19 protein-coding genes are annotated in these 24,706 nt (G+C 72.7%); 4 read left to right on the top strand and 15 right to left on the bottom strand.

Annotated features, from left to right (window positions below):
• Positions 1–34 precede the first annotated feature (34 nt).
• Both ACIQR3_RS23865 and nrdR read right to left on the bottom strand, forming a co-directional pair.
• Entirely contained in the window at positions 35–2,923 is a 2,889-nt protein-coding gene (locus ACIQR3_RS23865; RefSeq protein WP_403542139.1) for a vitamin B12-dependent ribonucleotide reductase, read from the bottom strand.
• A 163-nt stretch (positions 2,924–3,086) separates the two neighbouring features.
• A complete protein-coding gene (gene nrdR / locus ACIQR3_RS23860; RefSeq protein WP_215172465.1) occupies positions 3,087–3,641 on the bottom strand; it encodes a transcriptional regulator NrdR in 555 nt (184 codons plus the stop codon).
• Positions 3,642–4,488: 847 nt separating this feature from the next.
• Here nrdR and lexA point away from each other — a divergent pair.
• Positions 4,489–5,268, top strand: a complete 780-nt coding sequence (gene lexA, locus ACIQR3_RS23855) for a transcriptional repressor LexA (RefSeq protein WP_215172467.1) — start codon at positions 4,489–4,491, stop codon at positions 5,266–5,268.
• A 176-nt stretch (positions 5,269–5,444) separates the two neighbouring features.
• Here the strand turns inward: lexA and ACIQR3_RS23850 are convergent, their stop codons facing one another.
• The 4 genes from ACIQR3_RS23850 to ACIQR3_RS23835 all read right to left on the bottom strand — a co-directional run bounded on the left by ACIQR3_RS23850 (position 5,445) and on the right by ACIQR3_RS23835 (position 11,559).
• On the bottom strand, positions 5,445–7,433 hold the full coding sequence (locus tag ACIQR3_RS23850; RefSeq protein ID WP_403542135.1) for an ATP-dependent DNA helicase: 1,989 nt from the start codon (positions 7,431–7,433) through the stop codon (positions 5,445–5,447).
• Between the two features lie 249 nt (positions 7,434–7,682).
• The gene (locus ACIQR3_RS23845; RefSeq protein WP_403542448.1) at positions 7,683–8,291 is read right to left on the bottom strand and encodes a GNAT family N-acetyltransferase; all 609 of its coding nucleotides are present in this window, start codon (positions 8,289–8,291) and stop codon (positions 7,683–7,685) included.
• Positions 8,288–10,075 (bottom strand): IucA/IucC family protein, encoded by a 1,788-nt coding sequence (locus tag ACIQR3_RS23840; RefSeq protein WP_403542445.1) that lies wholly within the window; start codon positions 10,073–10,075, stop codon positions 8,288–8,290. Before ACIQR3_RS23840 ends, ACIQR3_RS23845 begins: the two co-directional genes overlap by 4 nt.
• 218 nt (positions 10,076–10,293) lie before the next feature.
• Positions 10,294–11,559, bottom strand: coding sequence for an aminotransferase class III-fold pyridoxal phosphate-dependent enzyme (locus ACIQR3_RS23835; protein ID WP_403542132.1), 1,266 nt, complete (start codon positions 11,557–11,559; stop codon positions 10,294–10,296).
• A 343-nt stretch (positions 11,560–11,902) separates the two neighbouring features.
• Between ACIQR3_RS23835 and ACIQR3_RS23830 the strand changes: the two genes are divergently transcribed.
• The gene (locus ACIQR3_RS23830) at positions 11,903–12,124 is read left to right on the top strand and encodes a hypothetical protein (protein ID WP_403542130.1); all 222 of its coding nucleotides are present in this window, start codon (positions 11,903–11,905) and stop codon (positions 12,122–12,124) included.
• Positions 12,125–12,308: 184 nt separating this feature from the next.
• On the opposite strand, the gene hflX is transcribed toward ACIQR3_RS23830, so the two are convergent.
• From hflX to miaA, 6 genes are all read right to left on the bottom strand, one after another.
• A complete protein-coding gene (gene hflX / locus ACIQR3_RS23825) occupies positions 12,309–13,799 on the bottom strand; it encodes a GTPase HflX (protein ID WP_403542129.1) in 1,491 nt (496 codons plus the stop codon).
• Positions 13,800–13,964: 165 nt separating this feature from the next.
• The gene (locus tag ACIQR3_RS23820; protein ID WP_403542126.1) at positions 13,965–15,452 is read right to left on the bottom strand and encodes a M1 family metallopeptidase; all 1,488 of its coding nucleotides are present in this window, start codon (positions 15,450–15,452) and stop codon (positions 13,965–13,967) included.
• Positions 15,453–15,645: 193 nt separating this feature from the next.
• Positions 15,646–17,814, bottom strand: a complete 2,169-nt coding sequence (locus ACIQR3_RS23815; RefSeq protein ID WP_403542125.1) for a RelA/SpoT family protein — start codon at positions 17,812–17,814, stop codon at positions 15,646–15,648.
• Positions 17,815–18,030: 216 nt separating this feature from the next.
• The gene (dapF, locus tag ACIQR3_RS23810) at positions 18,031–18,900 is read right to left on the bottom strand and encodes a diaminopimelate epimerase (protein WP_403542123.1); all 870 of its coding nucleotides are present in this window, start codon (positions 18,898–18,900) and stop codon (positions 18,031–18,033) included.
• 49 nt (positions 18,901–18,949) lie between these two features.
• Entirely contained in the window at positions 18,950–19,456 is a 507-nt protein-coding gene (locus tag ACIQR3_RS23805) for a hypothetical protein (protein ID WP_403542443.1), read from the bottom strand.
• Positions 19,457–19,564: 108 nt separating this feature from the next.
• A complete protein-coding gene (gene miaA, locus ACIQR3_RS23800; RefSeq protein ID WP_403542120.1) occupies positions 19,565–20,503 on the bottom strand; it encodes a tRNA (adenosine(37)-N6)-dimethylallyltransferase MiaA in 939 nt (312 codons plus the stop codon).
• Between the two features lie 182 nt (positions 20,504–20,685).
• On the opposite strand from miaA, the gene ACIQR3_RS23795 reads away from it, so the two are divergent.
• Together ACIQR3_RS23795 and ACIQR3_RS23790 are read left to right on the top strand one after the other, a co-directional pair.
• Positions 20,686–20,985: a hypothetical protein gene (locus tag ACIQR3_RS23795; RefSeq protein WP_403542117.1), complete on the top strand. Its 300-nt coding sequence runs from the start codon at positions 20,686–20,688 to the stop codon at positions 20,983–20,985.
• A gap of 35 nt (positions 20,986–21,020) precedes the next feature.
• Positions 21,021–21,293, top strand: a complete 273-nt coding sequence (locus ACIQR3_RS23790) for an antitoxin (RefSeq protein WP_403542116.1) — start codon at positions 21,021–21,023, stop codon at positions 21,291–21,293.
• Between the two features lie 106 nt (positions 21,294–21,399).
• Here the strand turns inward: ACIQR3_RS23790 and ACIQR3_RS23785 are convergent, their stop codons facing one another.
• The 3 genes from ACIQR3_RS23785 to ACIQR3_RS23775 form a co-directional block, all read right to left on the bottom strand.
• Positions 21,400–22,116: a class III extradiol dioxygenase subunit B-like domain-containing protein gene (locus ACIQR3_RS23785; protein ID WP_403542113.1), complete on the bottom strand. Its 717-nt coding sequence runs from the start codon at positions 22,114–22,116 to the stop codon at positions 21,400–21,402.
• Between the two features lie 104 nt (positions 22,117–22,220).
• Positions 22,221–23,738 (bottom strand): tRNA (N6-isopentenyl adenosine(37)-C2)-methylthiotransferase MiaB, encoded by a 1,518-nt coding sequence (gene miaB / locus ACIQR3_RS23780; protein ID WP_403542110.1) that lies wholly within the window; start codon positions 23,736–23,738, stop codon positions 22,221–22,223.
• A gap of 67 nt (positions 23,739–23,805) precedes the next feature.
• Positions 23,806–24,474 carry a response regulator gene (locus ACIQR3_RS23775; protein WP_403542108.1) on the bottom strand — a complete coding sequence of 223 codons (669 nt, stop codon included), beginning with the start codon at positions 24,472–24,474 and terminating at the stop codon, positions 23,806–23,808.
• Between the last annotated feature and the right edge of the window lie 232 nt (positions 24,475–24,706).

Here is a 24,706-nt window from a genome sequence, read left to right as displayed (position 1 = left end):
TGGCCACCGCCCCTTGTTCATGGGGTGCTAAGCGTCAGCTGCAGCCGCTGGTCGAGCCGCAGCCCTCGCAGATGTAGCAGGAACCGGCCCGCTGCATCTTCGTGCCGCAGGAGAAGCACAGCGGGGCGTCGGCCTGGATGCCCAGCTGCATCTCCACCAGTTCGGCGCTGGTGTGCGCCTGCTTCGGGGCGGGCTTGGCCGCCTCGACCTCGGCCTTCGGCGTGGCCACCGCCTTCAGCTCCTGGGCCCGCGGCGCCGACTGGGCCAGGCCCTCGACGTCGACCTCGTCGTCCGACGGCTCGTACGAACCGGTCTCCAGGTGACGCTGGCGCTCCTCGGCGGAGTGGATGCCGAGCGCGGAGCGCGTCTCGAAGGGCAGGAAGTCCAGCGCCAGGCGGCGGAAGATGTAGTCGACGATCGACTGCGCCATCCGCACGTCCGGGTCGTCCGTCATGCCGGCCGGCTCGAAGCGCATGTTGGTGAACTTCGAGACGTACGTCTCCAGCGGCACGCCGTACTGGAGGCCGACGGAGACCGCGATGGAGAAGGCGTCCATCATGCCCGCGAGGGTCGAGCCCTGCTTGGACATCTTGAGGAAGACCTCGCCGAGACCGTCGTCCGGGTAGGAGTTGGCGGTCATGTAGCCCTCGGCGCCGCCGACGGTGAAGGACGTGGTGATGCCGGGGCGTCCCTTCGGGAGGCGCTTGCGGACCGGGCGGTACTCGACGACCTTCTCGACCTTGGCCTCGACGGCCGCGGGCGCCTCGGTCTTCTCCTCCTTGACGTCCTTCGTCTTGGCGGAGAGCGGCTGGCCGACCTTGCAGTTGTCGCGGTAGATCGCCAGCGCCTTGACGCCGAGCTTCCAGGCCTCGAAGTAGATCTCCTCGACCTCCTCGACGGTCGCCGTCTCCGGCATGTTGACCGTCTTGGAGATGGCGCCGGAGATCCACGGCTGGATCGCGGCCATCATGCGGACGTGGCCCATCGGGGAGATGGCCCGCTCGCCCATGGCGCAGTCGAACACCTCGTAGTGCTCGGGCTTGAGGGAGGGGGCGTCGATCACATTGCCGTGCTCGGCGATGTGGGCGACGATCGCCTCGATCTGCTCCTCCTGGTAGCCCAGGCGGCGCAGGGCCTGCGGCACGGTGCCGTTGACGATCTGCATCGAGCCGCCGCCGACCAGCTTCTTGAACTTGACCAGCGCGAGGTCGGGCTCGACACCGGTGGTGTCGCAGGACATCGCCAGGCCGATGGTGCCGGTCGGGGCGAGGACGGACGCCTGGGAGTTACGGAAACCGTTCTTCTCGCCGAGGCGCAGCACGTCCTGCCAGGCCTCGGTGGCGGCGGCCCACACCGGGGTGTCCAGGTCGTCCATGCGCACGGCCGCGCCGTTGGCGTCGGAGTGCTGCTTCATGACGCGCTGGTGGGCGTCGGCGTTGCGGGCGTAGCCGTCGTACGGGCCGACGACCGCGGCCAGCTCCGAGGAGCGGCGGTAGGCGGTGCCGGTCATCAGGGAGGTGATGGCACCGGCGAGGGAACGGCCGCCGTCGGAGTCGTAGGCGTGGCCGGTCGCCATCAGCAGGGCGCCGAGGTTGGCGTAGCCGATGCCGAGCTGGCGGAAGGCGCGGGTGTTCTCGCCGATCTTCTGGGTCGGGAAGTCCGCGAAGCAGATCGAGATGTCCATCGCGGTGATGACCAGCTCGACGACCTTCTGGAAGCGGTCGGCCTCGAAGGACTGGTTGCCCTTGCCGTCGTCCTTCAGGAACTTCATCAGGTTCAGCGAGGCCAGGTTGCAGGACGTGTTGTCCAGGTGCATGTACTCGCTGCAGGGGTTCGAGCCGTTGATCCGGCCGGACTCCGGGCAGGTGTGCCAGTGGTTGATCGTGTCGTCGTACTGGATGCCCGGGTCGGCACAGGCCCAGGCGGCCTCGGCCATCTTGCGGAAGAGGCTCTTGGCCTCGATCTCCTCGATGACCTCGCCGGTCATACGGGCGCGCAGGCCGAACTTGCCGCCCTGCTCGACCGCCTTCATGAACTCGTCGTTCACGCGGACCGAGTTGTTGGCGTTCTGGTACTGGACGGACGTGATGTCGTCGCCGCCCAGGTCCATGTCGAAGCCCGCGTCGCGCAGGGCGCGGATCTTCTCCTCTTCCTTCACCTTGGTCTCGATGAAGTCCTCGACGTCGGGGTGGTCGACGTCCAGGATGACCATCTTGGCGGCCCGGCGGGTGGCGCCACCGGACTTGATCGTTCCGGCGGAGGCGTCGGCGCCCCGCATGAAGGAGACCGGGCCGGAGGCATTGCCGCCCGAGGACAGCAGCTCCTTGGAGGAACGGATCCGGGAGAGGTTCAGGCCGGCGCCGGAGCCGCCCTTGAAGATCATGCCCTCTTCCTTGTACCAGTCGAGGATCGACTCCATGGAGTCGTCGACGGACAGGATGAAGCAGGCGGAGACCTGCTGCGGCTGGGGCGTGCCCACGTTGAACCACACGGGGCTGTTGAAGCTGAAGATCTGGTGCAGGAGGGCGTAGGCCAGCTCGTGCTCGAAGATTTCGGCGTCGGCGGGCGAGGCGAAGTACTTGTAGTCCTCACCTGCCTTCCGGTACGTCTTCACGATGCGGTCGATCAGCTGCTTGAGGCTGGTCTCGCGCTGCGGGGTGCCTACGGCGCCCCGGAAGTACTTGCTGGTGACGATGTTGACCGCGTTCACCGACCAGAAGTCGGGGAACTCGACGCCGCGCTGCTCGAAGTTGACCGAGCCGTCGCGCCAGTTGGTCATGACGACGTCACGACGCTCCCAGGCCACCTCGTCGTAGGGGTGCACCCCCGGGGTGGTGTGGATGCGCTCGACGCGGAGCCCCTTGCTCGCCTTCGTGCCCTTGGCGCGGGAACTCCGTGCCGGACCGCTCGCCGTCTCTGTCATGCCGCCTCCCTGATACGGGCGAAAACGCCCTGAAGTGCCCCGATGTTCCCGTGGCACGGTGTTCTGTCTGGTGTTGCGGGCCCACTGGCTCCGCCCGCAACAGGTCTCTTCTTCGCCGCCGTCCGGCCGGTCCCGGTTCCTCGGTCCGGGGCCGGCCCGCCGGTCAGTCGGCGGCGCCTGCGGGCTCGGGGACCTGCGCGGTCCCCTCGGGCCCGCGGCCGTCTTCCTGGCTCCCCGCGCCGGCTCCGTCGCCGCCGCTCACGCCCGGCTGTCCCGTCTCTTCCCTGAGTTCCGCGATCGCGGCCTCGAAGTCCTCGAGCGAGTCGAACGCCCGGTAGACCGAGGCGAACCGCAGGTAGGCGACGAGGTCCAGTTCCTGGAGCGGACCGAGTATGGCCAGCCCCACGTCGTGACTGGTCAGCTCGGCGCTCCCGGTGGCCCGCACCGCCTCCTCGACCCGCTGGCCGAGCTGGGCGAGCGCGTCCTCGGTGACGGGCCGCCCCTGGCACGCCTTGCGCACGCCGTTGATGATCTTGGCGCGGCTGAACGGTTCGGTGACCCCGGACCGCTTGACCACCATCAGCGAGCAGGTCTCCACGGTCGTGAACCGACGGGAGCAGTCAGGGCACTGGCGGCGCCTGCGGATCGACGTGCCGTCGTCGGTCGTACGGCTGTCGACGACACGGCTGTCGGGGTGCCTGCAGAAGGGGCAGTGCATGGGACTCCAACCCTCCTCACGGCAGACTCAATAGCCTCACGAGGCCCTTCAGGCCCCTCGAAGCAGCCCCAAGCATAGGCGATCGCCACCGGCCTCAAGACCGGGGGCACCACAACTTGTGGGCCACTGATGCAATCCAACCACTAGATATGGGGATTGGCTCACACATCCACGCCTTCACGCGTGTCGCGCCCGCACCAGCGAGCGGCGCCCGGCCGTTCACCCCGGCGAACCGGAGCACGTCCGGCCGCGGCCGTCGCCGGAGCCGCCCTGCGGCTCGTTCCCGCCCTCGCGCGCGGTCCGCCGGCGGGGCCGCGCCGGCCCGGTCGCGCGTGCACGGCCGCGAAGCCGGAACATGCGCATCCGCGAAGCCGGACGCCGTAACGTCCGCGAAGCGGGACGGCACGCCACCCGTGCACCCGGACGGCGAGACGCCCGTGGGCCCGGCAGGCGGCACCCCTTGGACCCGGCGGGCGGGACGCCCGCGAGCCCGGGAGGCGGGGCGACACGTCACGCGCGCGTACGCACGGCGGTGCCGATGCGGCGGGGTGCGGAGATACCGTGGGCGCCGCGGGGAGGCGAGGTGGGACTCCCGCGCAGATGAGGACCGCTCCCCGTCCGACGGAATGCCGAATGGCAGACTGGGGCCACAGCCCGCGAGGCCACCACCCCGGCGGTGAAGGGTACAGCAATGGACCCTTATGTCCGCCGAACCCCGTGGGGGCAATACACCTGGACACCTGATCACGTCAGGCAAACCACGTTTTTTCACTCGAACGTGTGTTTGGCGCAACCTTTCGAAAGCAACTACCGTTGTCCAGCAGGGAGACCATCGAGAGGGGCCGACGTGACCACCACCGCAGACAGTGCCGCCATCACCGCCCAGGACCGCTCCCCGGGGCGGATCGAGCCGGTGCACGCGATGAACGAAGCCACGAATCCAGAGGGAGCCAAGCGCTCCATGCCCGGCCGACCTCCAGGAATCAGGGCGGACAGCTCGGGGCTCACCGACCGCCAACGGCGGGTGATCGAGGTCATCCGGGACTCGGTCCAGCGCCGGGGCTACCCGCCGTCGATGCGCGAGATCGGCCAGGCCGTCGGCCTCTCCAGCACGTCCTCCGTCGCCCATCAGCTGATGGCGCTGGAGCGCAAGGGCTTCCTGCGCCGCGACCCGCACCGCCCACGCGCCTACGAGGTGCGCGGCTCCGACCAGGCGGCCTCCGTGCAGCCCACGGACACCGCGGGCAAGCCGGCCGCGTCGTACGTGCCGCTCGTCGGACGCATCGCGGCCGGTGGCCCGATCCTCGCGGAGGAGTCCGTCGAGGACGTCTTCCCGCTGCCCCGGCAGCTGGTCGGTGACGGTGAGCTGTTCGTGCTCAAGGTGGTCGGCGACTCGATGATCGAGGCCGCCATCTGTGACGGCGACTGGGTCACCGTCCGTCGCCAGCCGGTCGCGGAGAACGGCGACATCGTGGCCGCGATGCTCGACGGCGAGGCCACGGTGAAGCGCTTCAAGCGTGAGGACGGCCACGTCTGGCTGCTCCCGCACAACTCCGCGTACGAGCCGATCCCCGGCGACGACGCGACCATCCTCGGCAAGGTGGTGGCCGTTCTGCGCCGCGTCTGAGTGTCACGGCGGACGGGCCGCTGAGAGCCCCGCCGTCCTGACCGGGCCCCGGGACCCCTGCGCCGGTTCCGGGGCCCTGTGCTGTCGCGAGACCTGTGCTGTCGCGAGACCCCGATGGCCACGGCTGGCGCATCGGTGGGTGGCCTGGCGCGGCGCCGCGTCAGGCCACCCACCGATCACCCGGCCTCGGCTTCCGCCTCCGCCTGCCGCGCCGCCGCGTCGATGGCCGCCAGCGACTTCCGGGCCTGATTACGGTCCGTGGTGTACCAGAAGTCGGGCAGTGACGCCTTCAGATAGCTCCCGTACCGGGCCGTGGCCAGACGCGGGTCCAGTACGGCGACCACGCCGCGGTCGCCGGAGGCCCGGACCAGCCGGCCCGCGCCCTGCGCCATGAGCAGGGCCGCGTGGGTGGCGGCCACCGCCATGAAGCCGTTGCCGCCGCCCTCCTCCACCGCCTTCTGCCGGGCGCTCATCAGCGGGTCGTCCGGGCGCGGGAACGGGATCTTGTCCATGACGACCAGCTGGCAGCTGGGGCCGGGGACGTCGACGCCCTGCCACAGCGAGAGGGTGCCGAACAGGCAGGTCTTCGGGTCGCCCGCGAAGTTCTTGATCAGCTCGCCGAGCGTCTCCTCGCCCTGGAGCAGGATCGGGAACTCGGGAATCCGCGCCCGCAGCTCCTCGGCGGCCAGCTGCGCCGCCCGCATCGACGAGAACAGCCCGAGCGTCCGGCCGCCTGCGGCCTGGATCAGCTCGGTCAGCTCGTCCAGCATGTCGGCACGGTCGCCGTCCCGCGCGGGACGCGCCAGGTGCTTGGCGACGTACAGGATGCCCTGCCGGGGATAGTCGAACGGCGAGCCGACGTCGACGCCCTTCCACTGCGGGACGTCCTCGCCCTCGGTGCCCTCGGGGGCCAGGCCCAGCGAGGCGCCGACCCCGTTGAAGTCGCCGCCCAGCTTCAGGGTCGCCGAGGTCAGCACGACCGAGCGGTCGGCGAAGAGCTTCTCCCGCAGCAGGCCCGCGACGGACATGGGAGCGACCCGCAGCGAGGCACCGAAGCGGTCGTGCCGCTCGTACCAGACGACGTCCCACTCGGAGCCGTTCACGATCCGCTCCGCCACGTCGTGCACGGATTCCACGGAGGCGAGGGCCTGCTTGCGTACCGCGTCCTCGTCCTGCACGGACTTGTCGCGCGTGGCGCCGATCGCGGAGATCACCGTGCGGCAGGCGTCACGCAGGGCCATCAGCGCGTAGCCGAGGTCCTCCGGGACTTCCTCCAGGCGGCCGGGCAGGGCCAGCTCCATGAGCCGTTCGAAGCCCTCCGAGGCGGTCTGGAGCTGGTCGGCGGCCTTCTCGTTGACGAGCTTCGCGGCACGCCGCACCGCACGGTTGACCTGGCCCGGGGTGAGTTCGCCGGTGGCGACGCCGGTGACCCGGGAGACCAGCTCGTGCGCCTCGTCGACGATCAGCACCTCGTGCTGCGGCAGGACCGGGGCGCCCTCGATGGCGTCGATGGCGAGCAGCGCGTGGTTGGTGACGACGACCTCCGCGAGCTTGGCGCGCTCCCGGGCCATCTCCGCGAAGCACTCGGCGCCGTAGGCGCACTTCGTGGCGCCCAGGCACTCCCGCGACGACACCGACACCTGGGACCAGGCCCGGTCCGACACACCGGGCGTGAGGTCGTCGCGGTCGCCGGTCTCCGTCTCGTCCGCCCAGTCGCGCATCCGCAGCAGGTCCTGGCCCAGCCTGCTGGTGGGCGCGGCGGCCTCGAACTGGTCGAAGAGGCCCTCCTCCTCGTCCTGCGGGACACCCTCGTGCAGCCGGTGCAGACACAGGTAGTTCGACCGGCCCTTGAGCATCGCGAACTCCGGGCGGCGGCGCAGCAGCGGGTGGAGCGCGTCCACCGTACGCGGCAGGTCGCGCTCGACGAGCTGGCGCTGGAGGGCGAGGGTGGCGGTCGCCACGATCACCCGGTCCCCGTGCGCGAGCGCGGGCACGAGGTAGCCGAGCGACTTGCCGGTGCCGGTGCCGGCCTGGACCAGCAGATGGGAACCGTCGTCGATCGCCTCCGCGACCGCTTCGGCCATGGCCACCTGGCCGGGGCGCTCCGTGCCGCCGACGGCAGTGACGGCAGCATGCAGGAGTTCGGGGAGTGAGGGCTTCGTCATAGCGCGACCACCCTACGGCCCGGGACTGACAAACGGGCGAGCAGGCGGCGAGGACGGCCCGGATGCGGAAAGCACGGCCGGGGCGCAGGGGAGGAAAGGAGGGCGCGCGGGGTAGTGGAGAGCAGCGGACGGTGCCGCACGCGGTCCTGGCGTCACAGCGGACGGCGCGGGCACGGTCCGGGCGTCACAGCGGACGGCGCGGGGCACGGTCCGGGCGTCACAGCGGACGGCGCGGGCACGGTTCTGGCGTCACAGCGGACGGCGCGGGGCACGGTCCCGGATCATGAGGGCCGCGCGCTTGCCCGGCAGGTCGATCTCGCCGCGGAGCCGGAACCCGGCGCCCAGGAACGCGGCGACGCAGCGGGTGTTGCGGACGTCCGGTTCCGCGAGGACGCGCGTGCACGAGGGCCGCCGGTCCAGCGCGAGCTCGGCGACGGCCCTGATCAGCGTGGTCCCGAGCCCCCGCCCCCGGTCGGCGGCCGCGCCGATGAGCAGGTGGATGCCGATGTCGTGGGGCCGTACGGGGCAGTGGCGGGCCAACGGATCGAGGTCGGCGCGGTAGATCTCCCAGTAGCTCATCGGCCTGCCGTCCAGGACACCGAGGCACGGCACGCTGCCGCCGTCCCCGGCGAGCTGGGCGCGTACGTGGGCCGCGGTCACGCTCGGCGGTCCGGCCAGTTCCCAGAAGAGGGCGACCGCCGGATCGTTCATCCAGCGGGCGATCAGCCGCAGGTCCCGTTCGGGGCACACGGGGAGCAGGCGGAAGGCGCCGGCGGGCGTGTCGGCCGGCCCCCAGGCGGCCACCTGGATACTCGCCTCGGTGCGTGGCACGGTGTCGCTCCTGTCTCGGACGGTCAGCGATGCAGGGGGTTGGACAGGGTGACGTAGACGGACTGGGTGTCGACCGGGCCGACCAGTTCGTCCAGGCCCCGCATACGCGTCAGCAGGTTGGCCTTGCAGCGCAGGACGGGCGAGTCGAGCAGCCGGCCGGGCAGCGAACTGCGCATCCGGCGCGGTCCCGCGGCGGCCTCGCGCAGGAACCGGCGGAAGGCGTCGAGCAGCACCTCCTCGTCGGCGAGCCGCTGGGAGCCGAGGGCGCCCACCAGGCCGAGGACGTTGTTGATCGCGAGGTAGTACGCGAGCCGTTCGTCGGCGACCTCGTCGGACACGAAGGTGTCGCTCCGTTCCCCGAGGCCGGGCAGCCGGGCGTCGAGTTCGGCGCGGCGGGACTCGCGGAAGTAGTAGCCCTGGTTGTCGCGGTAGCGGCCGCCCGCGGGCCGGCCGTCGGCGTCCAGGAGGAGCAGCGTGTTCTGCTGGTGTGCTTCCAGGGCGATGCCCGCCTCGCCGTCCAGCCAGAGGACGGGGCGGACGATCTGTTCCAGGTAGTGCGGGAACCACTCGGCGGCCACGGCGCCGGGCGTCCGTCCGGTCCGGGCGGCCAGGCCGTGGATGATCACGGCCAATCGGGACGCGGGCGTGTGGGCCCGGGGCGCGACGAGTCCGGCGACGCAGGAGACGTCGTCACGGGGGCGGAACGGGTTGTGCCGGACGACCACGTCGAGCCCGCGCACGGGTGTGCCGTCCGGTCCGTCCACGGCGAGCCAGGCCGGGTCGCGGACGATGTCGAACCCCGGGTGCGCGGCCTGCCAGCGGGCCGCGAGGCCCCTGCGCAGGAGGCGGTGGACCTCGACGCCCCGGTGCAGTTCCTTGCGCAGGTTCTCCCGGCGCGAGTTGGTGATGTGCAGGCCCAGGGAGAGCTTGAGCATGGCGGGCGCGGCGGTGCGGTGGACGGTGCGTACGGAGGAGGTGGGGCTCCAGAGCGGGCCGCGGGGACCGAGGTCGCGCAGCAGACCGGCGGCCAGCAGGGCCTCGGCCTCGGGCCGGCGCTGGATCTCCTGGGCCTGCCAGGGGTGCAGGGGCAAGGCGGCGTATCCGTCCGGCAGGTCCGGCAGCTCGCTCCGCGGTGCCAGCCGGGCGGTGAGCTGAGGGCCGGTGACCGGGCGGCCGCGCTCGGTCCAGGCGGAGTCGGTGCGCAGCACCGAGGGGGCGACCGCCATCCAGTGCAGCGGGAAGGAGCCCCGCAGTTCAGGTGAGTACCGGCGCAGCTCGCTCTCGGTGAGCCCCTCGCGGCTCTTCGGTGTCGGGTGCAGGGGGTGGCCGTGGACGAGGGCCTGTTCGGCGGCGAGGAAGAGGTCGGGGGCGTCGGCGGGCCGTTCCCGGCGGTCGCGGATGAAGACGGTGGTCCGGCGGACGGAGTCGGCGACCCGGGCCACGAGGTCGACGGCGTCGGCCGCCGTGGCGCCGGGCGCCTCCCGGGCGAGCAGCGCGGCGACGGTCACCGCGTCCACCGGCCGGTCCTGCCGGGGGGCACCGCTCAGGTACGGCACGCCGAAGCGGTGCCATCCGGTCGGTGACCAGTGGCGGACGGGCACCAGCAGGGCCGTACCGCTGGCGGGCAGGGGCACCCGGAGGAGCCCGTGCTCCGGGGCGGGTACGTCGGTCTCGCGGAGCCAGCAGCGCAGCAGGTTCTCCACGGCGGCGGCCTGGGCCGCGGTGTGGGGGTCCGGATGCGCCAGGGGGTCCGTCCGGGTGGGGGCCTGCTGTCTGGGCACCGTCTCGTGGTCGCCCGGGGTGCCGGACATCCGCGGGCCGGCGTGGTCTTCGGACGGGGGGAAGGAGATCACGACGGGTCCTCTGAGCGAACGTTTTTCCGTAGGGAAGTCCTATGAAATGGACAGAAAGTCAGGAGTGGGGCGAACAGCCGGTCCTGGGGCCCGCAGTCGGGATACGCGGGATGTGGCAGAGAGGGCACAGCGAGTACGCCGGAGCCGGTGGCGAGGGGCCCGCTGCGCAGCCGGACTCAGCGCGGGTGCGGGCAGGGCGGGGTCTGACCGGTATGGCCGCGGGCCACCGAGCAGACGGCGTCGGCCAGGCGGTCGAGCACCGCCGCCGCCTGTTCCTCCGTGGTGGTCAGCGGTGGCAGCAGCCGGACGACGTTCGCGGGCCGGCCGCCGACGCCGACGATGAGACCGCGGCGCAGGCACTCCCGCTGGACGGCGGCCGCGAGTCCGGGCGCGGGACGGCGGCCGGGGCGACCGGCACGGTCGTCGAGCGGGTCCGCCTCGGTGTGCACGAACTCGATCCCGATCATCAGCCCGCGCCCGCGCACCTCCCCGACGCAAGGGTGTACGCCGGTCAGCTCCCGCAGCCGGCCGAGGAGGCCGGCGCCCAGGGTGGCCGCGTGCTCGGCGAGGCGGTTCTCGCGGACGTGGGCGAGGGTCGCCCGGCCCGCGGCCATGGCGAGCTGGTTGCCGCAGCAGGCTCCGGCGGGGACGCCGAGGTCACCGGGCTCCAGGTCCTCGTGATGGACGACGACGGACAGCGGCAGACTGCCGCCGATCGCCCTGGAGAGGACCATCACCTCGGGCACGACCCCGGCATGGTCCACCGCCCAGTAGGCGCCGGTCCGGCCGACGCCCGTGCCGCGCTCGTCGGCGATCAGCGCGACGGACCGCGCGGCGGTCAGCCTCCGCACTCGGCGCATCCGGTCGTCGGACACGGGGAGCAGGCTCTCGTCCGAGACCGGTGCGAGCAGCATCCCGGCCGGCGTCGTGTCCGTCCGGAAGGCGGCGCGCTGGTCGCCGTGCGCGGACTCGTCCCCACCGCACCCGGGCCGGTCCGCACCGCACGGCACGATGCCCGTCCGGCCGGTCGCGGCGCGGACGAGTGTCACGGCGGTGGCCAGCGCGTCCGTCTCGCAGGGGCCGCAGAACCGTACGCGCGCGTGCCCGGCGAAACCGGGCGGCAGGGTGCGCAGCAGTTCGTCCACGAAGGCGTCCTCGACCGGTGTCGCCACGTCGGGTGCCTGCAAGGGGGCGCCCGAGTCGAGCACCGCGCGGATCGCCTCCAGCACGACCGGGTGGTTGTGCCCGAGGGCCAGTGTTCCGGCACCGGAGAGACAGTCCAGATAGCGTCGGCCGTCCGCGCCCTCGACGGTGAGTCCCCGGGCCCGGACGGGGACGATCGGCAGGGCGCGTGCGTAGGTACGCGCCGCCGTCTCACGCCCCTGCTGGCGCCGCGGTGCGCCCTCGTACGCCCCTGAGGGCGCTTCCCGGACGGACCGCACCGCCGTCCTCGCCGCCCCGTCCCCCGTCGACACCAACCCCCCGCACCCGGATTCGGCCACGGTTTCCTGTCCTTCCGCTGGTCAGAGGAGGGCCGCGGTCGGGCCGCAGGCCACTCCTCACCGCTACCAACCCCCGATCGCGCACGGGGTTACGGCCTGCCGCCGGATCCGCCCGTGACGCAGCCGTTGGAGTTCCGCCGGACGTCCCCCGTAGGGCCCCGACGGTCTGGTATCCGTTCTGGTATCAGCGAGGGGGCACGCCCTGCGATGCGTGCGGCCGGCGTTCACCGGTCGGCGACCACGGGGCGGGCGGAGTCGCGTCTTCCCGCGGCCGGTCGGCGTCGTGCCCGCGTCGGTGCCGGCGCTGACCGCCATCGCCTGCGGGACGGACGGCGACCCGGGCGGTGGTTCCTCCACCTCGGCCTCGGACGACGCCGACGGCGGGATCGGGATGCCGGACCGCGTCGAGGACCTGGTGGACGCGGGCGGGCCGGCCGGTCCGCGCCTGGGTGAGGAGGCGAAGGGCGTGTGCGACGCGCCCAGCGCGGAGGCCGCCGGGCGGTGAAGGTGCGCCGAGCGCAGAGGAAGGACGTCACCCCTCGGCGTCACCCCCGTGGCGTCACCCCCGTGGCGTCACCCCTGCGGCAACGACACCGGCGTACGACATGTCCGAGGGCCCGCCCCCGCCGAAGCGGGAGGCGGGCCCTCGGACGTACGCCGTGCCGGGCCCGAGCGGGACCCGTGCGCGATCAGGCGAGCGGCGCCGGGACGTACGGCGTGAGTTCCGCAGCGAGTTCCTCGTGCACCCGGACCTTGAGCAGGGTGCCCTCAGGGGTGTGCTCCTCGGAGAGCACCTCGCCCTCGTCATGGGCGCGGGCGACCAGCTTGCCGTGCGTGTACGGCACCAGTGCCTCGATCTCGACGGACGGGTGGGGCAGCTCGTTGTCGATCAGCGCGAGCAGTTCCTCGATGCCCAAGCCCGTGCGGGCGGAGACGGCGATGGAGTGCTTCTCGACCCGGAGCAGCCGCTGGAGGACCAGCGGGTCGGCCAGGTCGGCCTTGTTGATCACGACGATCTCGGGTACGCCGGTGGCGCCGACGTCCCTGATCACCTCGCGTACGGCGGCGAGCTGCTCCTCCGGGACCGGGTGCGACCCGTCCACCACGTGCAGGATCAGGTCGGAGTCGCCGACCTCCTCCATGGTGGAACGGAACGCCTCGACGAGGTGGTGGGGCAGGTGCCGGACGAAACCGACGGTGTCCGCCAGGGTGTACAGCCGCCCGCTCGGCGTCTCCGCGCGGCGCACGGTCGGGTCCAGGGTCGCGAACAGCGCGTTCTCGACCAGGACCCCGGCGCCGGTGAGGCGGTTGAGCAGGGACGACTTGCCGGCGTTGGTGTAGCCCGCGATGGCGACGGACGGCACCTTGTTGCGCCGGCGCTCCTGGCGCTTGACCTCGCGGCCGGTCTTCATCTCCGCGATCTCACGGCGCATCTTCGCCATCTTCTCGCGGATCCGGCGCCGGTCCGTCTCGATCTTGGTCTCACCGGGGCCGCGGGTCGCGAGACCGCCGCGGCCACCACCCATCTGCCGGGACAGCGACTGACCCCAGCCGCGCAGCCGCGGCAGCATGTACTGCATCTGCGCGAGCGCCACCTGCGCCTTGCCCTCGCGGGACTTGGCGTGCTGGGCGAAGATGTCGAGGATCAGGGCGGTCCGGTCGATGACCTTGACCTTGGCGACGTCCTCCAGCTGGATCAGCTGGCCGGGGCTCAGCTCACCGTCGCAGATGACGGTGTCCGCGCCCGTCTCCAGCACGATCTCGCGCAGTTCCTGCGCCTTGCCGGAGCCGATGTACGTGGCCGCGTCGGGCTTGTCACGGCGCTGGATCACGCCGTCGAGCACCAGCGCGCCCGCGGTCTCCGCGAGGGCGGCCAGCTCGGCGAGGGAGTTCTCCGCGTCCCGCGCCGTGCCCGAGGTCCAGACGCCGACGAGCACGACACGCTCCAGGCGGAGCTGTCGGTACTCGACCTCGGTGACGTCCTCCAGCTCGGTGGAAAGGCCCGCCACGCGGCGCAGGGCCGCGCGCTCGGAGCGGTCGAACTGGTCGCCGTCCCACTCCGCGTCGTTTCCGTGGCTCCAGGCGACGTCCTCTTCCATCAGGGCATCGGCCCGAAGACCCTCGGGATAGGTGTGCGCGAGGCGCTTGGTGTCCTGGGAAGTGGAAGAAGAGGAGGTCATTGGATCCTTACGTCTCTGGGAATCTCGGGAACGGATACCGCGGCGCTCTGCGCGCCACAGCCCGGTCGTACGTCACAACGCGTGAGCAGGCGGAGAGATTCCCGCCTCCCGAACCGCGCGCCGACCGGAAAATGGTCGCACGGGACGAGGCGTCTCGTCATCGGCTTATTCCCCTGACTGCGGCGCGGCAGTCGTCCCGGCCGGCTTCCAGTCCGGGTGGCCCGGCATCGGCGGGGTCCGCTCACCGTAAAGCCAGGCGTGCAGGAATCCGTCCAGATCGCGGCCGGACACCTCGCCGGCGAGCCGGACGAAGTCGGCGGTGGTCGCGGTGGAGTTCCGGTGGCGGCTCACCCAGATCCGCTGGAGGCGTTCGAAGGCCGGGCGGCCGATCTCCTGGCGCAGGGCGTAGAGGACCAGCGCGGAGCCGTCGTAGACGCTGGGCCGGAAGATGCTCGTCTTGCGGCCGGGTTCGGGCGCCTTGGGCGCGGCCGGCGGTCCGCCTTCGGCACGCCAGCCGTCGGAGGCGCTGTAGGCGGCCTTCATCCGGGCGGTCAGGGTCTGGCCGCCGCGCTCCTCGGCGTACAGGGCCTCGTACCAGGTGGCGTGGCCCTCGCTGAGCCACAGGCCGGACCAGTCGCGCGGGGTGACGCTGTCGCCGAACCACTGGTGGGCGAGTTCGTGCACCATGATCGACTCGATGAACCACTCCGGGTGGGTCCGCTCGGTGAACAGGTCCCTCTCGAAGAGGGAGAGCGTCTGCGTCTCCAGTTCGAACCCGGTGGAGGCGTCGGCCATGAGCAGGCCGTACGTCTCGAACGGATACGGCCCGACCCTGCTCTCCATCCAGGCGATCTGGCCGGGGGTCTTCCCCAGCCACGGCTCCAGCGCCGCGCGGTGCCGGGTGGGGACGACGTCCCGTACGGGCAGCCCGTGCGGGCCGGTGCGGCGCAGCACCGTGCTGCGGCCGACGGACACCTGGGCCAGTTCCGTCGCCATGGGGTGCCGGGTGCGGTACGTCCAGGTGGTCGCCGCGCCGCCGGCCGGGGAGCGGCCGTGCGGCAGCCCGTTCGCGACGGCGGTGTGGCCGTCGGGGGCGGTGACCCGGATGGTGAAGAACGCCTTGTCGGAGGGGTGGTCGTTGCAGGGGAAGACCAGGTGGGCGGCGTCGGCCTGGTTGGCCATGGCGAGGCCGTCGGCGGTGCGGACCCAGCCGCCCTCGCGTCCTTCCGGGTCGGCGGGGTCACTGCTGTGCCGCACGGTGATCCGGATCCGCTCGCCCTCGGCCGGCGCCTTCCCAGGCGTGATCACCAGGTCCTCGCCGGCGGCGGCGAAGGCGGCGGGCTCGCCGTCGACCTCCACCGAGCCGACCGTGCCGTGGGCGAAGTCCAGGTTGATCCGGTCCAGGTCGGCCGTGGTCCGGGCGTCGATGGTGGTGACGGCGCGCAGCGGCTCGGTGTTGCTGCCGGAGTAGGTGAAGGAGAGGTCGTAGGCCAGCACGTCGTAGCCGGGGTTGCCCAGGTACGGGAAGAGGCGGTCGCCGATGCCGAGCGGGGCCGGCGGGGCGCTCGCGGCGGTCAGGCAGAGCGAGGCGGCCGACGCGAGCAGCGCCGCCGCCCGGAGCCCGGAGCGTGAGGTGGGGGGAGTGTGCGGCATCCCCCACGGCTATCAGCGCCCGCGCACGCCACGGCGACGGCGCGCGCCCGGCGCACCCGAACGGCCTCCCGCGCGCCGCACGCCCCCAGACCACAGCCCCGGACCGCCCGGGCCCCGGACCGACCGAGCCCAGCACCGCCCGAGTCCTCGGACCGCCCGGGCCCCCGGCTCCTTAAGCCCCCCCGACCGCCGCTCAGCCGCCCGTAGGCTGCGGCTGCTGCGCCCGGCTCACGTCGTACACGCCCGCCACGTTCCGCATCGCGCGCATCAGTGCCGGCAGGTGGGCGACGTCCGGCAGACGGACGGTGTACGTGTGGCGCACGCGCTGCCGGTCCGGGGGCTCGACGGTCGCGGAGACGATCTCGGCGCCCTCCAGGGCCATCGCCTCGGTGAGGTCGGCCAGGAGATGCGGACGGACGAACGATTCGGCGAGCAGCGTGACCCGGCCGCCTCCGGTGTCGCCCCAGCGCACGCCGACCTCCGCGCGCCCCGCGCTCTTCATCCGCGCCACCACGGCGCACTCCGCGCGGTGCACGGTCACCACGGACCCGCGCACGGCGAAGCCGGTGACCTCGTCGGGCGGTACGGGGGTGCAGCAGCCGGCCAGCCGTACGGTCACGTCCGGCAGGTCGACCAGGACAGCGGGGGCGTCGGCACCGCCGTCCGGGGCCTCCGGGGTGCGACGGACGACCAGCCCCTCGTCGGTGCCCGGCCGCGCCGGCTCCTCGTCCTCGGCGCCGCCGCGCCCCGGGTGGGCGGTGAGCCAGCGCTGGATCGCGATCCGGGCGGCGGGGGTGTGGGCGTGCTCCAGCCACTCCCGGGAGGGCTCGGAGGCCGGGTCCTGCCCCATGAGGAGCTGCACGGTGTCGCCGTCGCGCAGGACCGTGCTGAGCGTCGCCAGCCGCCCGTTGACCCGGGCGCCGATGCACGCGTGCGCGTCCTCGCCGTACTGCGCGTAGGCGGCGTCCACGCAGGTCGCGCCCTCGGGCAGGCCCAGGGTGCCGCCGTCGGGGCGGAAGACGGTGATCTCGCGGTCCTGGGCGAGGTCCTCCCGCAGGGTGGACCAGAAGGTGTCGGGGTCGGGGGCCGCCCGCTGCCAGTCGAGGAGGCGGGAGAGCCAGCCGGGGCGGGTGGGGTCGACGCGCTCGCCGTCGCCCGCGGACTGCTCCTCGGGCGGTGCGGTGTAGGGGTTGCCGAGGGCGACGACTCCGGCCTCGGCGACCTTGTGCATCTGGTGGGTGCGGATGAGGACTTCGACGACCCGGCCGTCGCCCTCGCGGGCCACGGCGGTGTGCAGCGACTGGTACAGGTTGAACTTGGGTACGGCGATGAAGTCCTTGAACTCCGAGACCACCGGCGTCATACAGGTGTGCAGTTCGCCGAGGACGGCGTAGCAGTCGGCGTCCTCGTTCACCAGGACCAGCAGGCGGCCGAAGTCGGTCGGGGCGAGCCGGCCGCGTTTGCGGCCCACGCGGTGCACGGAGACGTGGTGGCGGGGCCGGATCAGGACCTCCGCCGGGATGTCGGCTTCGCGCAGCACGGCGCGTACCTCGTCGGCGGTCGCGGCGAGCGGGTCGTCCGCGCGGGCGGCGTTCTCGGCGATGAGTTCCTTGGTGCGCCGGTGGTCCTCGGGGTGCAGGACCGCGAAGACGAGGTCCTCCAGTTCGGTCTTGAGCGCCTGGACGCCGAGCCGTTCGGCGAGCGGGATGAGGACGTCCCGGGTGACCTTGGCGATGCGTTCCTGCTTCTCCTGGCGCATCACGCCGAGGGTGCGCATGTTGTGCAGCCGGTCGGCGAGTTTGATCGACATCACGCGGACGTCGTTGCCGGTGGCGACGAGCATCTTGCGGAAGGTCTCGGGTTCGGCGGCGGCGCCGTAGTCGACCTTCTCCAGTTTGGTGACGCCGTCGACGAGGTAGCGGACCTCTTCGCCGAACTCCGCGCCGACCTGGTCGAGGGTCACCTCCGTGTCCTCGACGGTGTCGTGCAGGAGGGAGGCGGTCAGTGTGGTGGTCTCGGCACCCAGTTCGGCGAGGATGAGGGTGACGGCGAGCGGGTGCGTGATGTACGGCTCGCCGCTCTTGCGCATCTGGCCGCGGTGCGAGGACTCGGCGAGCAGATAGGCGCGGCGCAGGGGGTCGATGGCCGCGTCGGGGTGGTGGGCGCGGTGGGCCTCGACCACGTGGCCGATGGCGTCGGGGAGCCGGTCGCGGGTGCCGGGCCCGAGCAGTGCGGCGCGGCCCAGGCGCCGCAGGTCGAGCCGGGGGCGGGCCTTGCGGCGGGGCGTCGTGGGGGTGGCGGCGACGGTGGTCGCGGGCGTCACCGGGCCTGGGCTCGCGGGTTTCGCGGCCTCCGCGTTCATGGGCACCTCCGGCTGCGTCGACCGGCGGACGGGCCACCCCGGGTCGGGCGGGGCACGGGGAACGGCGTCGGTCCGCCGTCCGGGCCGGTGCTTGATGCTATCGAGCCCATCACGTACGGCCGACCGCCTCTCGCCGAGCATGAAACGGATCACCCATTCGAGCGATGGGTGGCAGGTTTACGTTTCCGAGCGGGGCGTCGAGGATCGCTCTGGTGCTCACACGGCGGCCCCCGTCCACCACTCGGCGTCGATCTCGCCCTCGGCGACGATCACCGCCGGGCCGGTCATCTCGATCTCGCCGTCGGGCCGCTCGGTGATGACCAGGGTGCCGCCGGGGACGTCGACCGTGTACGTCGCCGGGGTGCCGGTCACGGTGGGGTCGGCGCCGTCCCGGCGGGCGGCGGCGACGGCGACGGCGCACGCGCCCGTGCCGCAGGAGCGGGTCTCGCCGGAGCCCCGCTCGTGGACGCGCATCGCCACGTGCCCGGGGCCACGGTCGACCACGAACTCGACGTTCACCCCGTCCGGGTAGGCGGCGGCCGGGCTGAACGGCGGCGGGGAGAGCAGGTCGCCGGCGTGCGCGAGGTCGGCCACGAAGGCGACCGCGTGCGGGTTGCCCATGTTCACGTTCCGCGCGGGCCAGTGGCGCTCGCCGACGCTCACCGTGACGTCGCCGTCGGGGAGCAGGGCGCGGCCCATGCCGACGGTGACGGAACCGTCCTTCGCGAGGTGGACGCTCTTCACGCCTCCGCGCGTGGCGACGGCGAGGTCTCCCTCGGTCACGTGCCCGGCGTGCTGGAGGTAGCGCGCGAAGACCCGCACGCCGTTGCCGCACATCTCGGCGACCGAGCCGTCGCCGTTGCGGTAGTCCATGAACCACTCGGCCTCGCCCGCCAGGTGCCGGACCTCGGGGTGCGCGGCGGACCGCACCACGTGCAGCAGCCCGTCACCGCCGATGCCGGCGCGGCGGTCGCACAGGGCGGCGACGGCGGCCGGCGGCAGCTCGACGGCGTTCTCCGGGTCCGGCACGATCACGAAGTCGTTCTCGGTCCCGTGACCCTTGAGGAAGGCGATCCGCGTGCTCATTCCTCGATCGTACGGGGTGGCGCCGGCACGCCCGCCGGACAGGGCGCCGTCAGCCGCGCAGGCGGGCCACGCGCCACACCGCCAGGACGACCACGGCGGCGACCACGACCACGTAGGCGAGGACCACCCGCCAGTCGGGGCGGCGGCCCGAACCCCGCTGGGGCAGGCCCGGCCAGGTGTGGCCGACGCGGCGGGCGGCCATCATCCCCCAGCCGGCCGCGCAGGAGCAGATCAGCAGCCCCAGCATGGCGATCATCGCGCCACTGTCGCCGAAGTCGAAGGCGAGCGGGAAGGCGAACATCAGGGAGCCGACCGCGGCCAGGCAGACGATGGGCGCGAGCTGCCACAGGCGCAGTCGCCGCTGCGGACGCAGCTCGACCTCGACCTCCTCGCCGCCCGCGTACATCTCCTCGGGCTCCGGGCCGTCGGCGGTCACACCGCCCTGCGTCTCGTCGAGCCCGTCCGGGCCCGGACGGACCGCGTCCGGCTCCGGTTCCGGGCCGTCGACGGTGACGTGATCGGTGCTCGTCGCGGTGTCACGAGGGCCGGCCTCCATCGCCACGCGCCCTCCCCACTAGGACTCCACTTGGTCGATCGAAGCTCGATGATGGCACGCCCCCGGAGGCCTGGATGACGGCCGGGGCGTCCCGATGCCATGACGTGATCAGGCTGTAACCGGTCGTTCGACCAACGACAGCGCGAGCCGCGGAAGTTCCCGGAGGTCCGCCGCGGCCCCACTCAACCAATGCACCCGGGGGTCGCGCCTGAACCATGAATCCTGACGGCGCGCGAAGCGTTTGGTGGCCCGTACGGTCTCGTCCCGGGCCTCCTCCAGGGTGGTTTCACCGGCGAGCGCCGTGAGCACCTGCTGGTAGCCGAGCGCGCGCGACGCCGTACGCCCTTCGCGCAACCCCTGCGCCTGGAGTGCGCGCACTTCGTCCACGAGGCCGGCCTCCCACATCCGGTCGACCCGGCGTGCGATCCGGGCGTCCAGCTCCGGGCGGGCCACGTCGACGCCGATCTGCACGGTGTCGTAGACGGAGTCGTGGCCGGGGAGGTTGGCGGTGAAGGGCCGGCCGGTGATCTCGATCACTTCCAGGGCGCGGACGACCCGGCGGCCGTTGCTGGGCAGGATGGCGCGCGCGGCCTCCGGGTCGGCGGCGGCCAGCCTCGCGTGCAGCGCGCCGGAGCCGCGCAGGGTCAGCTCCTCTTCCAGCCGGGTCCTGACCTCGGGGTCGGTGCCGGGGAACTCCATCTTGTCGACGGCACCGCGGACGTAGAGGCCGGAGCCGCCGACCAGGATCGGCCAGCGGCCGGCGGCCAGCAGGGCGTCGATCCGCTGCCTGGCGAAACGCTGGTACTCGGCGACGGAGGCGGTGACGGTCACGTCCCAGATGTCCAGGAGATGGTGCGGGACCCCCGCTCGCTCCTCGGGCGTCAGTTTGGCGGTGCCGATGTCCATCCCTCGGTAGAGCTGCATGGAGTCGGCGTTGACGACTTCGCCTCCGAGCCGTTGGGCCAGGAAGACGCCCAGATCGGACTTACCGGCTGCGGTCGGTCCGACGACGGCGATGACGCGGGGGGCGGGAGGTGCGCTGCTCACCGCCCCAGTCTCGCAAACCTCTCGCCGGGGTCTCGAACGAGTTACGTGACATCACGTCATCGAGGTCGTTGCCCGTTGCGAGGTTCCCGCCCCCAGGACAGGGGGGCGGCGGCCCGGGCCGCGCAAACGGACGCACCGGGCAACGCGGGAATTCGCCCGCACGAGTACCGTATGGAGTTGATATGGGCGTTTTTGCACGGCTTCTTGGGAAGTCGAAGGCGACGGAGGAGGCCCCGGCCGCCGAGGCACCGGCCGGGACACCGGACGCCGGGACCGAGGCGGGGAAAGCGGCCGCCGCCGTGGAACCGGCCGCCGCCGTGGAACCGGCCGGCGCCGTAGGACCGGCCGGGGCCGACGGGGCGCCGGAGCCGGCGGCACAGGAGGCCGCCGGGACGGCCGGGTCCGACGGCGTCGAGATCCCCAAGCAGCAGTCCGCCGGGGAGGCCGTCGACAACGAGGCCGGCGAAGGCGCCCGCACGTAACAGCCGACCGCACCAGCCGCGCAGGAAGGTGGACCATGGGTCTCCTGGACAACTTGAAGGCCAAGCTGGGCCCGGCCAAGGGCAAGGTCTCCGACCTCGCGCAGCAGCACGGGGACAAGATCCAGCACGGGCTCGACAGGGCGGCGAAGACCGTCGACGAGAAGACCAAGGGCAAGTACAGCGACCGGATCCAGTCCGGTACGGGCAAGGCCAAGCACGCCATGGACCGCCTCGCGCACAAGGACGGTCCCGGCGCCGGCCCGGGCGGCGGCACGCCCCCGGCAGGCCCCACGCCCCCGGCGCACTGACCGGCGGGGTACACGACGGCGGACGGCCGCGGAGCGCAACGGCTCGCGGCCGTCCGCCGTCGTGTGCGTCCAGCCGTCCGCCGTCGTGTGCGCCGGTTCGCCCCGGCTACGACCAGGCGGCCACCACGTACCCGACTCCGTAGGGCGCGTCCTCGTACAGCAGCGCGCCGCCGAGAGCGGCGTCCTCGGCGGCACCCGCGAGGACCTGCCAGGGCGCCCGCCCCGACACCTTCAGCTCACGGGCCAGCCCTTGGTCCAGGGCCGCGAGGGCCGCCAGGTCCGCCGCACCCAGCGCGCGGGCGGCCGCCGCGTCGAAGGGCGCCGCCCGCTCGTCGAGGTAGCCGGGCGCCTTGACCGTGCGGCACGCGCTGGCGTCGCCCAGCACGAGCATCGCCACCCGCCCGGCCCGGGCGCCGATGTCCCGCCCCAGTGCGGCGCACTCCCCGGCGGTGAGGGACTCCCCCACGCCGAGCCCCTCGACCGGGGCGTCGCTCCAGCCGGTCCGCTCCAGCAGCCAGGCACCGACGGCGAGCCCGTACGGCAATTCCCGTACGGGCGTCACGGCGTCCCCGCCCGGCCCGAGCCGTACGTCCACGTCCACGCCGAAACCGCGGAACGATCCGGGGGTGCCCTGCGGGTACGCCTCGGGGCCGGAGCCCTCGGCGGGGCCGACGACGACCAGCCGGTCGGGCCGGGCGGCGGCGAGTACGCCCAAGGCGTCCGCGCACGCGGCGCGGGCCGGGTCGAGTTCCGGCGCGGCGCCGGCGGCGACGTCGGGGACCAGGAGGGGCGGGCAGGGACAGACGGCGGCGGCGACAAGCATGATCGGCAGCGTATCCCCGTCCGCTCCGCCTGCCGCTCGCGGCCACGCGCGCTGACGACAGCGGCTGTGTCAGCGACTGTGCCAGCGGCTGTGCCGCGGCTGTGTCAGTCGCAGCCGCAGCCGCTCGCCGCGACCGGCAGCGGCTCGGGGACGCCGATCTTCGGCAGGCCCAGCAGCACGCCCGTGGGCTTGGCCTGCTCCGCGGCGTTGCGCTTCTCCCACGCGTCGCCCGCGCGGGTGCGCCGCACGTCGAGGACGGCACCCTCGGCCAGGAGATGGTGCGGGGCGGCGTAGGTGATCTCGACGGTGACCACGTCGCCGGGGCGGACCTCCTGGCCGGGCTTGGTGAAGTGGACCAGGCGGTTGTCGGGGGCGCGGCCGGAGAGGCGGTGGGTGGTGCCGTCCTTGCGGCCCTCGCCCTCGGCGACCATCAGTTCCAGGGTGCGGCCGACCTGCTTCTTGTTCTCCTCCCAGGAGATCTCCTCCTGGAGGGCGACCAGCCGCTCGTAGCGCTCCTGGACGACCTTCTTGGGGATCTGGCCGTCCATCTCGGCGGCCGGGGTGCCGGGGCGCTTGGAGTACTGGAAGGTGAAGGCCTGGGCGAACCGCGCCTCACGGACGACGTGCAGGGTCTGCTCGAAGTCCTCCTCGGTCTCGCCGGGGAAGCCCACGATGATGTCGGTGGTGATCGCGGCGTGCGGGATGGCGGCGCGGACCTTGTCGATGATGCCGAGGAAGCGCTCCTGGCGGTAGGAGCGGCGCATCGCCTTGAGGACCGGGTCGGAGCCGGACTGCAGCGGCATGTGCAGCTGCGGCATCACGTTCGGCGTCTCGGCCATGGCGGCGATCACGTCGTCGGTGAAGTCGCGGGGGTGCGGGGAGGTGAAGCGGACCCGCTCCAGGCCGTCGATCGAACCGCAGGCCCGCAGCAGCTTGCTGAACGCCTCGCGGTCGCCGATGTCGGAACCGTAGGCGTTGACGTTCTGCCCGAGGAGGGTGATTTCGGAGACGCCCTCGGCGACCAGGGCCTCGACCTCGGCGAGGATGTCGCCGGGGCGGCGGTCCTTCTCCTTGCCGCGCAGGGCGGGGACGATGCAGAAGGTGCACGTGTTGTTGCAGCCGACGGAGATGGAGACCCAGGCGGCGTAGGCGCTCTCGCGCCGGGTGGGCAGGGTGGACGGGAACGCCTCCAGGGACTCGGCGATCTCGACCTGCGCCTCCTCCTGCACGCGGGCGCGCTCCAGCAGCACCGGCAGCTTGCCGATGTTGTGCGTGCCGAAGACGACGTCGACCCAGGGGGCGCGTTTCACGATGGTGTCGCGGTCCTTCTGGGCCAGACAGCCGCCGACCGCGATCTGCATGCCGGGGCGGCTCGCCTTCCTCGGGGCGAGGTGGCCGAGGTTGCCGTACAGCTTGTTGTCGGCGTTCTCACGGACGGCGCAGGTGTTGAAGACCACGACGTCCGCGTCGCCGTCGGAGCCCTCGGGGGCGCGGACGTACCCGGCGTCCTCCAGCAGACCGGACAATCGCTCGGAGTCGTGGACGTTCATCTGGCACCCGTAGGTGCGTACCTCGTAGGTGCGGGGGGTGCCCACGGTCTGGCTCCGGTCGATGCTGGTCATGGCAATAAGGGTAGGCGGTTCGCGGCAGTGGCCCCGGCACCCTGTGGACAACTGCCGTAACCGCTGGTCAGGGCTCGATCAGTCCGGCGCGGATCGCGTAGCGGGTCAGCTCCAGGCGGTCGCGGACGCCGAGCTTCTGGAGCAGGTTGGCGCGGTGGCGTTCGACGGTCTTGGCGCTGATGAAGAGGAGTTCGCCGATCTCCTTGGAGGTGTGGCCCTCGGCGACGAGCTTGAGGATCTCCTCCTCGCGCTCGGTGATCGGCCGCGCGGGCAGGCCGTCGCCCCGGTGCAGGCGGTCCAGGTAGGCGCGGACCAGGGCGCGCTCGGCGCCCGGGTAGATGAAGGGCTCGTCGCGCACGGCGGCCCGGCATGCCTCCACCAGGTCGCGGTCGGCGACCGATTTGAGGACGTAGCCGCAGGCGCCCGCCTTGAGCGCCTCGAAGAAGTACTGCTCGTTGTCGTACATCGTCAGGATGAGGATGCGCAGGCTCGGCAGGCGCCGGGAGAGTTCGCGGGCCGCCTGAAGGCCGGTCATGCGGGGCATGGCGACGTCCAGGACGGCGAGGTCGATGCCGCCGGCCCGGGCCGCCGCGACCGCCTCGGCGCCGTCCCCGGCCTCGGCGACGACGGTCAGGTCGGGTTCGCCGTCGAGTATGAGGCGCACTCCGCGGCGTACCAGGGTGTGGTCGTCGGCGAGCAGGACGCGTATCGGGGGCGGTGGGGAATGTGCGGTCATCAGTGGTCTCCGGACGCGTCGGGTACGCGCGCGTGGGGGTCGGTTCCGGTGGGCTCGGCCGTCACGCGCGCGTGGGGGTCGGTTCCGGCGGGAGCAGCGGGTACGCGCCCGTGCGGCCCGGTGTCGGCGGGAGCAGTGGGTACGCGCCCGTGCGGCCCGGTGTCGGCGGGAGCAGTGGGTACGCGCCCGTGCGGCCCGGTGTCGGCGGGAGCGGTGGGTACGCGCCCGTGCG

Source organism: Streptomyces sp. NPDC090994, from assembly GCF_044768905.1.
Classification (GTDB): domain Bacteria; phylum Actinomycetota; class Actinomycetes; order Streptomycetales; family Streptomycetaceae; genus Streptomyces.
This window is presented reverse-complemented; position numbering and strand designations above follow the sequence as displayed.

Bases quoted from the DNA above. Each gene is read 5' to 3' on its own strand.
- ACIQR3_RS23865 (WP_403542139.1), bottom strand. From the start codon at position 2,923: ATGACAGAGACGGCGAGCGGTCCGGCACGGAGTTCCCGCGCCAAGGGC.
- nrdR (WP_215172465.1), bottom strand. From the start codon at position 3,641: ATGCACTGCCCCTTCTGCAGGCACCCCGACAGCCGTGTCGTCGACAGC.
- ACIQR3_RS23850 (WP_403542135.1), bottom strand. From the start codon at position 7,433: ATGACGAAGCCCTCACTCCCCGAACTCCTGCATGCTGCCGTCACTGCC.
- ACIQR3_RS23840 (WP_403542445.1), bottom strand. From the start codon at position 10,075: ATGTCCGGCACCCCGGGCGACCACGAGACGGTGCCCAGACAGCAGGCC.
- hflX (WP_403542129.1), bottom strand. From the start codon at position 13,799: ATGACCTCCTCTTCTTCCACTTCCCAGGACACCAAGCGCCTCGCGCAC.
- ACIQR3_RS23820 (WP_403542126.1), bottom strand. From the start codon at position 15,452: ATGCCGCACACTCCCCCCACCTCACGCTCCGGGCTCCGGGCGGCGGCG.
- ACIQR3_RS23815 (WP_403542125.1), bottom strand. From the start codon at position 17,814: ATGAACGCGGAGGCCGCGAAACCCGCGAGCCCAGGCCCGGTGACGCCC.
- dapF (WP_403542123.1), bottom strand. From the start codon at position 18,900: ATGAGCACGCGGATCGCCTTCCTCAAGGGTCACGGGACCGAGAACGAC.
- ACIQR3_RS23805 (WP_403542443.1), bottom strand. From the start codon at position 19,456: ATGGAGGCCGGCCCTCGTGACACCGCGACGAGCACCGATCACGTCACC.
- ACIQR3_RS23795 (WP_403542117.1), top strand. From the start codon at position 20,686: ATGGGCGTTTTTGCACGGCTTCTTGGGAAGTCGAAGGCGACGGAGGAG.
- ACIQR3_RS23790 (WP_403542116.1), top strand. From the start codon at position 21,021: ATGGGTCTCCTGGACAACTTGAAGGCCAAGCTGGGCCCGGCCAAGGGC.
- ACIQR3_RS23785 (WP_403542113.1), bottom strand. From the start codon at position 22,116: ATGCTTGTCGCCGCCGCCGTCTGTCCCTGCCCGCCCCTCCTGGTCCCC.
- miaB (WP_403542110.1), bottom strand. From the start codon at position 23,738: ATGACCAGCATCGACCGGAGCCAGACCGTGGGCACCCCCCGCACCTAC.
- ACIQR3_RS23775 (WP_403542108.1), bottom strand. From the start codon at position 24,474: ATGACCGCACATTCCCCACCGCCCCCGATACGCGTCCTGCTCGCCGAC.